This window comes from Flavihumibacter rivuli, from assembly GCF_018595685.2.
GTDB lineage: Bacteria > Bacteroidota > Bacteroidia > Chitinophagales > Chitinophagaceae > Flavihumibacter > Flavihumibacter rivuli.
This window is the reverse complement of record NZ_CP092334.1, coordinates 3,625,913-3,637,832: the sequence shown is the minus strand read 5'-3', so window position 1 is coordinate 3,637,832 and position 11,920 is coordinate 3,625,913. Positions and strand designations below refer to the sequence as shown.

Here is an 11,920-nt window from a genome sequence, read left to right as displayed (position 1 = left end):
GGGTAACTTACCCGGGAATACCTATCAATACAAACTTGGATTACTATTAATAAAGTTCACAAGGGCTGCAGCATTCTTCAGTTTCAGCTTCTTCAGAATGTTATGTCGATGCACCTCAACTGTTTTTAAGGAAATATCCAATTCCTGGGCGATCTCTTTGGAAGAATGCCCATTCTTGATGAAGTGGATGATCTGGATCTCCCTATCCGTCAGGGATTGGATATCAGGACCATCTGATTGGGGATCGGTAAGTTGTTCAGATATGATGTTCTTGATTTCCTCGCAGATATACTTATTACCCTTTTCCACTTCAAGGATTGCCTTCACCATTTCTTCCCTGCTGCTATTCTTGGTCACATACCCCCTTGCACCCACTTGCAGCATTTTCCTTGCATATGCCGGCTGGCTATGCATCGAAACCCCTATTATCTTGGATTCGGGCGATACCTTTTTGATCTTTTCAGTGGCATCGAATCCGCTCATCGGAGCCATATTCACATCCATCAATACAATATCCGGATGATGCTTCGAAGCCATTTCAATTGCTTCATCGGGATCGCCGCAATCCGCGATCACTTCAAATCTCGGGTCACTGGCCAGGATAAAACTCCATGTTTCGCGGATCAACTTGTGATCATCCACAATCAATATAGAAAGCTTACTCATACCATTAAGTTTTTAGGGCATTGGGTAATTCAATAATCAATTCACAGCCTTTTCCGGGCGCAGTATTCACCTTCACCCTGGCATTGAACAGCGCGGCCCTGCTCATAATATTGGACAGTCCCACCCCGTTTTTCTTTTTTGCAGCTTCAAGGTCAAATCCGATACCATTATCTGCTATGACCAGTTTAATACTGTCTTTCTTGTTCCTGATCTCGATCAGGAGACTGCTTGCCATTGCGTGGCGAAGGATATTGTTGATCTGTTCCTGGATGATCCTGAACAAGGTGAGTTTTTGCTTAGGATCAAGGATCTTATCCAGGTTGGCGTCATATCGGAAATCAACCACAATTGACCTGGCAATGGAAATATTCTGGATAATATCATTGATGGAAGAGATCAGGCCAATATCACTAACACTGGCAGGCATTAGCGAACGGCTGATCTTCCTGATCTCATTAATAGCATTCATGATCGTATCCGAGCTCCTCTTGATCAGCTGCTGCTGGCCAATCGGATCCTGATAGGCTACTTCAAGGAAAAGCTTGGCGGTGGTGAGCAATTGGTTTACGTTATCATGCAATTCCTTGCCGATCTCCTCCCTTTCCGACTCCTGCACTTCCACTACTGCCTGGGCGATCTGTTTTTGCTTCTGGATCTCCTGCTCCAGCAGTTGCTCTTCCAGTTTCTTCCTTTCCGTGATGTCTTCCATTGAACCGATCATCCTGATCACCTTACCTTGCTCATCATACATGCAATAACCTTTATCCAGCACAATGGCATAATTTCCGTCTGCCTTCCTGAAACGGTACTCATCCATGAACAATCCCCTCTTCTTGCCGGTATCGTATTCACGAATATGTTTCAATACTCGTTCCTTGTCTTCCGGATGGATATTCTCCTCCCAGGTATGGTATTCCAAATTCTGTAATCCGCTGCTATAGCCAAAAAGGTTGGCGAATCCTTCTCCCCAGAACAACTGGTTGGCGATTGCATCCCAGTCCCAGATCGCTTCATTGGTAGCCCTTGTGGCCAGTACATACCGTTCGTTACTGATCCTTACCTTCTCCGCTGATAATTTATTCTCAATAATGATCCGGAGGATATTCGCAGCCTGGCTCAGCACATTTTTCTCCTCCTGGTTAGGCATGTTCAGCTGTTCATAGTAAGCGGTAAAGGTCCCCAGCAATTCGCCGGAAGAACTGATAATAGGTAGGGACCAACAAGAGCGCAGGCCTAAAAGCGCAGCGAAATCCCTGGTACCCACAGCGAGGTCGCTTTTCGAAATATCAGGGATGGAAACTGAGGACCTGGTGGCCATGGACCTGCCACAAACAGAAACATCCGGCCCGAGGGGCGCCCGTTCAATCTCAACCTTCAGGGAATCGGGCATACTTGGTGCGGACAAGCAGTTCACATAACCCTGGTTATTCCTGACCATACAAACCACACAATGCAAACCCGGGTTTATTCCTTCCAGTCCTTTTAATAATCGTTCCGTAATCTCCGCGATGGAGGAAGCCATACCGGTATTCATCTCCAGGACATCCTTTTCGAGTTCCAGTAATTTCTCCTGTCGCTTACGATCGGTTATATCCTTGAAATAAATAAAGATACCATCCTGGTAAGGATAGGCGCTACCATCGAACCACCTGTTCAATACCTGGATATATTGTTCGAAACGAACGGTCTTATTCTCAACTAAAACTTTTTGCAGGGCCTTATAGGAATCAGAGGTTTCTGAGTTCTCAAAAAGGCTCCATAAGGAACCGCCAAGCGCCTGCATGGATGACCTGCCCAGTAATTGCTCAGCCACCTTGTTCCACATAATGATCTTGAACTCCTTATTCACCGCAATAAAACCATCCGTCACACTATTCAGCATGCCGGTAATGCGGTCTGAATACTGCTTCAATGTTTTCTGTGCCTGGATATGTTCTGTAATATCGCGAAGACTAAGGATCACGCCATTGATATCCGGGTTACTCAACTTGTTCTGGCCCTTCATCTCCATCCAGATCCAATGTCCTGCCTTGTGTTTTACCCGCATGGGCATCATCAGGGAATGGTCGGGTCCGGAAATCAACTGCTTGAAACCAGCTTCTATCATTACCTTCTCTTCAGGGTGAATGTGCTGGAAGATCTTTTGGTTCAGCACTTCCTGCTCCTGGTATCCCAATATCTGGGTAAGGCTTGGTGTAACATAGGTTAGTTTACCTTCTGCATCCACCACATAAACAATGTCCAAAGAGTTCTGGAACAGGGAGCGGAAGCGCTCTTCACTTCGGCGCAATAACTCATCCCTGCTGGTCCTCTCGATCATATTGGCGATCACGGAAGCGAAGGTGGTCATGGTGTCCATGACCGCTATATTCCAGATCCTGAAACGGGTGGATTGTGCCAATCCCAGAACGCCCCAGGTGCCATAACTGGAAACTATTGGTACGAGCAGAAGTGATTTAATCCCTGATTTCGCCAGCCATATCTTACCCGGATTATTATTACCAATCCACTCCGCATCAAAAAATATCGGCACTCCCGGCTTACAGGATTCCGCTGGAAGCACCAGGGCACTGGAATCCTTGAGCAACCTGATGATATCAGGATTATTCTGGAAATGGGGAAGCCCCCATACCTGGACGAGATGGGAACTATTCTGGTCGTACTGAACCAGGAAGACACCGTCAGCTTCGGTCGCATTCCCTATAACAGGAAAGGACACACGAAGTGCTTCATCCAACGAAGCGCTGGAAAGGAAGGTCCTCGATGCATTTGAAAGTGCAGAGGAAAGCCTGTCTTTTTCTATCAGTAATTGCTCTGTATGCTTTCGCTCAGTAATATCACGGGTATTGGTCTGGATAAACACCACCTCCCCATCTTCAATGATGGGGTGGGACACGGACTCCATCCAAATATATTCACCGTTCTTTCTCCTGTAACGGTATTGCACCGAGTTGGACACTTCCCCATTCAGGATCTTCTCATGAGTGAGTCGGACGGTATTATCGGCCTCATCCGGATGGAAGAATTCATAAGGTGATTTCCCGATCAGCTCCGATGGGTCATAACCCAATAGCTGGCGGGAAGAAGGGGAAACATAGATGTATTCACCATTTGGCTTGTGCAGGCAGACCAGGTCGCGGGAATACTCTGAAAGGAACCTGAACTTGGCTTCGCTCTTCGCCAATTCGATCTGCGACATTTTCTGGCGGCTAATATCCCTGGCGGTTACATGGATACCGGATGGTTTACCATCCGAATAGATCAGCCTGGAACTGATCTCTACCGGGATCCTCCGGCCACTTTTGGTAGTATATTCAGATTCATAGATAGTGGCCTCGCTTTCCCCCTCGATCTTGATGCGCCGTTGTTCCATTGCATGGTCCAGCTTATCGGGGGAGAAAAAATCCCTGGCGTACTTACCCAATACCTCTTCTTCCTTTACCTCCAGTTTCTCGAGCGCTATCCTGTTGATGGAAAGGATGCGCCCTGCCATATCCAGGATATAAATGATGTCATTGGCATTCTCAAAAAGATCGCGGTACTTGGCTTCAGCCTTCTGGACCTCGATTTCCATCGACTTCTTCTTCGTGATATCAGAGATCACCTGAAGCATCCCCACCACATCATCCTTCCCATCCATAACCGGGGTGAACCGGCAACTGAACCATTTCTCATTATTGGCGGGGATCTGGTATTCAACCTCGTCAACCATATGGTTTTTCCTCGCCTTCTCGTAGGAGGTAATAAACAGGTCAGCCAATTCACTGATATGCTCCGAGAAAATATCATAAATATTCCTTCCCAGGAACAATGAAGGCTTGAGGTATAAACGCTGCGGATCGCGAACCCAATAATTAATGTAATTGCCATCTTTGTCAAGATGCAGCACCACATCATTCAGGGAGCCCACAACCAGTTCAAGTTCGCGCATCCGGCCCTCAGTAAACGCGGAAGGGGCAGCCGGAAATCCATACCAGCTGTATTGGCCATTTTCAGGCACTACCGTCCAGAGAATCTGGATGGCACCGCCTTCTGACTTGGGAATGGATGCGTGAAAGCAGACCGGTGCATTTAATTCAGGTAACTGGCGAAGCATGGTCCTCGCCGAGGAATCAAGGTGCAGCCTTTCAGTAAAGGGCCGCTGCATGAAATCAGGCCATCTTTCCGAAAGTTCCTGTACACGCACACAATTATCCTTTACAAACATGTCCTTGTCGGTGGTCAACCTAAAAGGCACCTGCTTGTTTCCGACTGTATTTAATGGCGTGATTTCAATCATACAACTCCATCAGGTATTCCTGCCTAAGGGTAAATGTACAATTAATTATCAAGTGAAACACCGTCCTGTAGCGGCCGGACAAGGAATCTTATCATGTTTTACAAGGCCATGACTGTGACATTTATCACCAAAAAAATGACCGGCATTTGTAATGCCGGTCACTGCTCTGCTGATTTCAATGGAATTGAATTATTGGTTCTTCAATAATGCGTTGCGGATCATTGATTCCTGGTAATATTCTTCATCCAGATACCCAGCTGGTCACAAGTGGTAAATTGGGGATCAATTACCAGGTAGTAAGTTGGTATCTTGGAGGTGAACCATTTTTCAATCGCTTCAAACTTCTTTTCCTCGAGGGCTTTCTGGGCCAACCTGTCGTAATCATCTTTCAGGTTCTCCCTGTGCGGCTCTGTCCTGTTCTTGAAGTAGACGATCCTAACCCCTTTCTTGCCACGCTCATCCTCATAAGGGATAGGCTTGGAAATATCACCGGGTTTAAGGTCGCGCAAAGCCACTACCATCGCCTTGTCCAACTGGTCAATGGCGCAGAAGGTACCATTGCCGCACTGCCTGATTCCACCGGTGAATTTCGATCCTTCATCATCGCTGAACTTGTTCACCGCCTCACCAAAGCCGATCTTGTTTTCAAGGATCATATTACGGATGGAGTCGAGTTTGTTCTTTACCAGGTCGATCTCAGTTTCTGTGATCTGGGGGATCTTGAGGATATGCCTCACGGTAGCATCATCACCGGCACGGTTAACCATTTGAATGATATGATAACCGAAGCGGGATTTAAATACAGGGGATATCTGGCCTTCCTTAAGACGGAATGCGTTGTTCAGGAAAGCGGGGTCCCATTGCTTCTCAGTACGGTTGACATTATACATGCCGCCACTGTTCTTGCTTCCGGGGTCATCAGTATAAAGGCTCGCAAGGGTCTCGAATTTCTTCTTGCCCTCTTCCACCTGGCGCTTCATATCCGTTAACTCTTCAATGGCATACAACTCCAGTTCCCTGCTGGCCTTTGGGTAAATGATGATCTCACCCACTTCCACTTCACTTTCATAAAAGGGAAGGCTGTCTTTGGGGATCTTATCGTAATAGGCTTTTACTTCTGTTGGGGTGATCTTGATATTCTCCACAATCTTGTTCCGCATCATTTCAGCCAGCTTACGCTCCTTGAAGGACTGGCGGAAATCTTCCTTGATCTGGTAAACAGTCCGGCCGGCGATCTGTTCCAGTGCGTCCTTTGATCCATACATATTCACGAAGCCGCGGATCTGGTTTTCCAGGAGGGCTTCGATCTCGTCTTCACTAACCACGAGGGAGTCTTTCTCGGCCTGCAGTACCAGGGCCTTTTGGGCCAGGGCCTGTTCCATGATAAAACATTCCGGGTTGGGAGGCAGGGCACCGCCCTGTCTTTGGGCGTCCAGAATGGCATTGTTGATATCCGACTGCAGGATGATCTTGTCTCCCACTACACCAATGATCTTATCAGCCACAACTTTCTTGGTCTGGGCAAAGGCCAGGCCGGTTCCCAGCAGGGTCAATATCAGGACACTTAACTTCTTCATATTTGCCAATAGCAAAGGCCAAGATAGGGCAGCTTAACCGCTTTACCTTTCCTGGCCCGGGGATTTAACAATATAATAGGGGTCCGTCTGGCAGTTGGTACTGCCAAACGGACCATTCCTTTTACAGGGTTCTTTTTACTTCTTCTTCCTCGAAGGCCACGATGGTATCGCCTACCTGGATATCGTTGAAGTTCTTGAGGGTAAGACCGCACTCCATGTTATTGGGCACTTCCTTCACATCGTCCTTGTAGCGCTTCAATGATCCCAGTTCAGCAAACGCACCTTCGGTACGTGGGTAGATCAATACACCGTCACGGAAGAGGCGGATCTTGCCATCACGCTTGAGTTTACCTTCGGTAACCAAACAACCGGCGACGGTAGCCTTGTCGAACTTGTACACCTCACGGATCTCAACGGTAGCCACTTCCTTCTCCTGAACCTTGGGCTCCAACATACCTTCCATGGCGCTCTTGATCTCTTCAATTGCGTTGTAGATGATGGAGTAGGTCTTGATCTGAACGCCTTCGTTATCAGCAAGACGGGCAGCCTGGTTGGAGGCACGTACGTTAAAGCCAACAATGATCGCATCGGAGGCTGTTGCCAGCAATACGTCACTTTCGGTGATGGCACCTACAGCCTTATGTACCACGCTAACAGCGATCTCTTCGGTTGACAACTTGATCAATGAGTCACTCAGCGCTTCTACGGAACCATCCACATCACCCTTGATGATGAGGTTCAGCTGCTTGAAGTTACCCAGTGCCAGACGACGACCAATTTCATCCAGGGTAATGTGCTTCTTCGTGCGGATACCTTGCTCACGCAGGATCTGTGCACGACGGTTGGCGACTTCCTTGGCTTCACTTTCGTCTTCAAATACACGGAAGGTTTCACCGGCTTGTGGCGCACCATTCAGGCCCAGGATCAATACCGGGGTTGATGGAGGTGCGTTTTCCATCTTCTTGTTGCGTTCGTTGAACATCGCTTTAACGCGACCGAAATATTGGCCTGAAACTACCAGGTCGCCCTGGTGAAGGGTACCATTCTGAACCAGTACTGTTGCCACATAACCACGACCCTTGTCCAGCGAGGCTTCGATGATGGTACCATTGGCTTCACGCTCCGGATTGGCTTTCAGTTCAAGCAGTTCCGCTTCAAGCAGGATCTTCTCGAGCAGCAGGTCAACATTGAGGCCCTTCTTGGCACTCAGTTCCTGGCTTTGGAACTTACCACCCCATTCTTCAACGAGGATGTTCATACCGGCCAGTTGCTCATATATCTTTTGCGGATTCGCTCCGTCCTTATCGATCTTGTTGATGGCAAAGATCATGGGAACACCTGCAGCCTGTGCGTGGCTGATGGCTTCCTTGGTCTGTGGCATCACCGCATCATCTGCGGCAACCACGATAACAGCGATATCGGTAACCTTGGCACCACGGGCACGCATCGCGGTAAACGCTTCGTGACCAGGTGTATCCAGGAAGGTGATCTTCTTGCCATTACCCACATCCACCGTGTAGGCACCAATGTGCTGGGTGATACCACCCGCCTCACCGGCCACTACGTTGGCGCTACGGATATAGTCGAGCAAGGAGGTCTTACCATGGTCAACGTGACCCATGATGGTAACAATCGGAGAGCGATGCTTCAGGTCCTCCGGATCGTCTACTGTTTCCTCTTCATCCATGGCTTCCGCATCTTCCAATCCGATGAACTCTACGGTAAAACCAAATTCACTGGCCACCAGTTCGATCACTTCGGCATCCAGGCGCTGGTTGATGCTTACCATCATACCCAGACCCATACACTTGCCGATCACTTCAGCATAGCTTACATCCATCAGGCTGGCCAGTTCGGCTACACTGATGAACTCAGTAACCTGCAGCGTGTTATCCTGCATTTCATCGCCCATCTGTTCAGCCATTTCCTGGCGCTTTTCCCTGCGGAGCTTAGCTTTCAGGCTCCTGCCCTTACCGGTTCCACCGGCAAGTTTGGCCTGGGTTTGCCTGATCTTCTCCTGGATCTCTTTCTGGTCGATCTCCTTCACTTCCCTGCGGTTATCACCACGCTGGCCACCATGTTGTCCACCGCGACGGTTATCGCCACGTTGGCCGCCACCCTGGCCGGGTCGCTGGAATCGTCCACCACCACCTTGCTGTCCTTGTTGAGGACCTCTTCTGTCGCCTTGCTGCTGACCACCACCCTGTTGACGGGGGATATTATCACCCTTCTTGTCAATGGGGATGCGCTTGCGCTTGCGTTTCTCATCAGCGGAAGAAGCGCCGGGTTTAGGACGGGTATCACTGTCAACAGGCAGTTCGATCTTACCAAGGATCTTAGGTCCGGTTAGGCGTTCTGCCTGGATATTTTCAATAACTGGCGGAGCTTCCTCTTCAGCCGGGGCTTCAGGCTTCACGGCTGTTACAGGCTCCGGTGCAGTCACAGGCTGCTCTTTTACCGGTTCAGGCTGGGCAACTTGTTGCGGCTCAGCAGGGGCTTTTGGCTCTTCCTGTTTCTTCACTACTTTCTTGGGACGGGTAGAGGAATCAATAGCCGACAGGTCGATCTTATCGATGATCTTGGGACCACCGACTACGACTGGCTCCGCAGGCTTCACTTCTGGCTCCTTCTCCTCTGCAACAGGGGATTGCGGAGCTTTCACCTCAACTACCGGAGCAGGTTCTGGCTCAGGTGCGGGCTGGGGAGCAGGGACTGGCTCAGGCGCAACAGTACTAACTGGCTCCACAACCGGCTCAGGTGCAGGTTGGGAGATGGCAGGAGCTTCTTTTTCTGGTTCAGCTGCTTTCTTTACATCGCGTTTTACCGCGAGTTCTTCTTCCTTCTTCTTCTTCTGGTCCTGCATACCACCCTTGGGCAGGTCGATCTGGTCGCTCTTGATCTTAGCAACCTTATCGCCTTGAAACTCCCGCTGGAGGGCATGATACATATCATCCGTCAGCTTGGAAGTTGGTTTAAGATCATCACGGTTAAAGCCTTTGCTTACCAAAAAGTCCACCAGCGTGTCCTTGCCGATGTTGAACTCCTTGGCTGCCGCCATCAATCTTGGTGTTGTAGATTCTGCCATTCTTACTATTTGCGTCTGCCCCTTGCAGACCTTGTTTTGTTTTTATGGTCACCACCACCGCTCAATGGAGCAGTGATGAAACAGGTTAATTATTCCTTGTCGAACTCTTCCTGGAGGACGCGCTGGATATCCACAATGGTTTCACGCTCCAGGTCGGTCCTTCTCTCTAATTCGTCAATTGTGAGGTCCAAAACGCTGCGTGCGGTATCACAACCCACACGTTTTAGTTCATCAATGATCCAGGTTTCGATCTCATCGCTGAATTCATCCAGGTCGATATCGAACTCTTCAGGTTCACCTTCGGTATCGCGGAATACGTCGATGGTAAAACCGGTCAGCTCCTGTGCCAGTTTGATGTTCACACCCTTACGGCCGATGGCCAGGGAAACCTGGTCAGGCTTCAGGAAGACATTCACATGGTGCTTTTCGTTGTCTATGTCCATGCTGGTGATCTTGGCAGGCGTGAGTGAACGCTGCAACAAGAGTTGGATATTATTGGTCCAGTTGATCACGTCAATATTCTCGTTCTTCAGTTCGCGAACGATACCGTGGATACGGCTACCTTTCATACCTACGCAAGCACCAACCGGGTCGATACGGTCATCGTAGGATTCTACGGCCACCTTGGCGCGCTCGCCTGGTTCACGAACGATCTTCTTGATCACGATAAGTCCGTCAAAGATCTCGGGCACCTCAATTTCCAGCAATTTAGCGAGGAAGAGCGGACTGGTACGGGAAAGAATGATTACCGGTGAGTTATTTTTCAATTCCACCTTCTTCACCACGGCACGGATGCTCTCACCCTTTTTGAAATAATCCTGTGGGATTTGCTCGCTCTTGGGGAGGATCAGTTCGTTACCTTCTTCATCCAGCAGGAGGATCTCCTTTTTCCAAACCTGGTAAACTTCGGCACTGATGATCTCGCCGATACGGTCACCGTATTTCTTTACCAGGACATTTTTCTTCAGGTCACTGATACGGCTGGCAAGGGTCTGCTTGGCGGCCAGGATGGCGCGGCGACCGAAGTCCATGATGTCCACTTCTTCGTAGAGTTCTTCACCTACTTCGAAGTCCGGCTCGATCTTGCGGGCTTCACTGTAAGCGATCTCGGCCAGCGGATCCATCACTTCTCCATCTTCCACGATCATGCGGCGACGCACGATTTCCAGGTCACCTTTCTCAGCGTTTACGATAACGTCGAAGTTCTCGTCACTGCCATACTTTTTCCGAAGAAGGGTTTTGAATACATCCTCCACCACTTTCATCATGGTTGGACGGTCAATGTTTTCCGCTTCTTTGAAATCCTGGAATGCTTCAATCAAATTGATACTTGCCATAGTAGTGTGTTTTAAAAACTCCACCACAGCCCTAGGGCCATGAATCAGAATACTACCTGAATTTTTGTTTGTTTGATGTTATCGAATAAGAGGGAATGCGCGATCAGTTCCTTCTTTTTATTCTTTCCTTTTGTTTCTTCTACAATAATGCCATCATCGGTCACTTCCAGCAACTTACCTTCCTTTTTTGTGGCGTCGTTGAGGGTCACTTCCACCTGCCGGCCGATATTCTTGCGGTATTGGCGCAGCATTTTCAGCGGCTCATCCAGTCCGGGCGATGATACTTCCAGGGAGAAATCCCCTTCCGGGAACCAAGCAGCCTCTTCGATCTTCTTGTAAAGGCCACGGTTGAAGGTAGCGCAACGCGCGATCGAAACGCCGGAATCCGCATCCAGGAACACTTTGATGTTATGGGTGGGCTTGATGCGCACATCTACCAAAAAATAGTCCGGGTCACCTGCCAGCAACTCATTGGCTAACTGGCTCACTTGCTGTATTATGGTCTCGTTGGTCATGGGAATAAAAGAAGGGAACGCTTCCGTTCCCTTCAGTTGAATCATTTTACCGGGGCAAAGGTAAGGTAATAGTAGTATACATTCCAAATAAGCATCCTTTCAACATTAACAAAAAGATCAGGTGAAAGCCGCTTACCTTTGTGAAGCTATGTTGAAGACTATTCTTTTACTGCTGCTGATCTATATTGCTTACCGTTTCATCTTTGGGTTCGTGATCCCTGTAACCCGCGCCACCCGCAATGTGCGCCAACAGTTCAAAGCTGCCCAGGAACAGATGGAGGCCCAGATGCGCGCGCAGCAGGAGTACTACCAGCAACAACAACAGGCCCAAACCGCCCAGGCCAGGGCAGAGCGTCCGGGTAGCCGCGGCAACACCCCCACCGATACAGGCGATTACATCGATTTCGAAGAGGTCAAATAATCCATCTATTTTTTGCCAACCATTGACGGATGGAACAATC

7 protein-coding genes are annotated in these 11,920 nt (G+C 49.0%); 1 reads left to right on the top strand and 6 read right to left on the bottom strand.

Annotated features, from left to right (window positions below; all coding sequences use genetic code 11):
• Positions 1-24: 24 nt before the first annotated feature.
• The 6 genes from KJS94_RS15415 to KJS94_RS15390 all read right to left on the bottom strand — a co-directional run bounded on the left by KJS94_RS15415 (position 25) and on the right by KJS94_RS15390 (position 11,504).
• Positions 25-666 carry a response regulator gene (locus KJS94_RS15415; RefSeq protein WP_214448541.1) on the bottom strand — a complete coding sequence of 214 codons (642 nt, stop codon included), beginning with the start codon at positions 664-666 and terminating at the stop codon, positions 25-27.
• A gap of 4 nt (positions 667-670) precedes the next feature.
• Complete coding sequence (locus tag KJS94_RS15410; RefSeq protein WP_214448542.1) at positions 671-4,945, bottom strand: PAS domain S-box protein; 4,275 nt, start codon at positions 4,943-4,945, stop codon at positions 671-673.
• A gap of 218 nt (positions 4,946-5,163) precedes the next feature.
• Positions 5,164-6,522, bottom strand: a complete 1,359-nt coding sequence (locus KJS94_RS15405; RefSeq protein ID WP_214448543.1) for a peptidylprolyl isomerase — start codon at positions 6,520-6,522, stop codon at positions 5,164-5,166.
• Between the two features lie 121 nt (positions 6,523-6,643).
• Complete coding sequence (gene infB / locus KJS94_RS15400; RefSeq protein WP_214448544.1) at positions 6,644-9,607, bottom strand: translation initiation factor IF-2; 2,964 nt, start codon at positions 9,605-9,607, stop codon at positions 6,644-6,646.
• A gap of 89 nt (positions 9,608-9,696) precedes the next feature.
• Positions 9,697-10,944 (bottom strand): transcription termination factor NusA, encoded by a 1,248-nt coding sequence (nusA, locus tag KJS94_RS15395; protein WP_214448545.1) that lies wholly within the window; start codon positions 10,942-10,944, stop codon positions 9,697-9,699.
• Positions 10,945-10,988: 44 nt separating this feature from the next.
• On the bottom strand, positions 10,989-11,504 hold the full coding sequence (locus KJS94_RS15390; RefSeq protein ID WP_239804186.1) for an LSm family protein: 516 nt from the start codon (positions 11,502-11,504) through the stop codon (positions 10,989-10,991).
• Between the two features lie 103 nt (positions 11,505-11,607).
• Between KJS94_RS15390 and KJS94_RS15385 the strand changes: the two genes are divergently transcribed.
• Entirely contained in the window at positions 11,608-11,880 is a 273-nt protein-coding gene (locus tag KJS94_RS15385; protein ID WP_214448546.1) for a DUF4834 family protein, read from the top strand.
• The last annotated feature ends 40 nt before the right edge of the window (positions 11,881-11,920 follow it).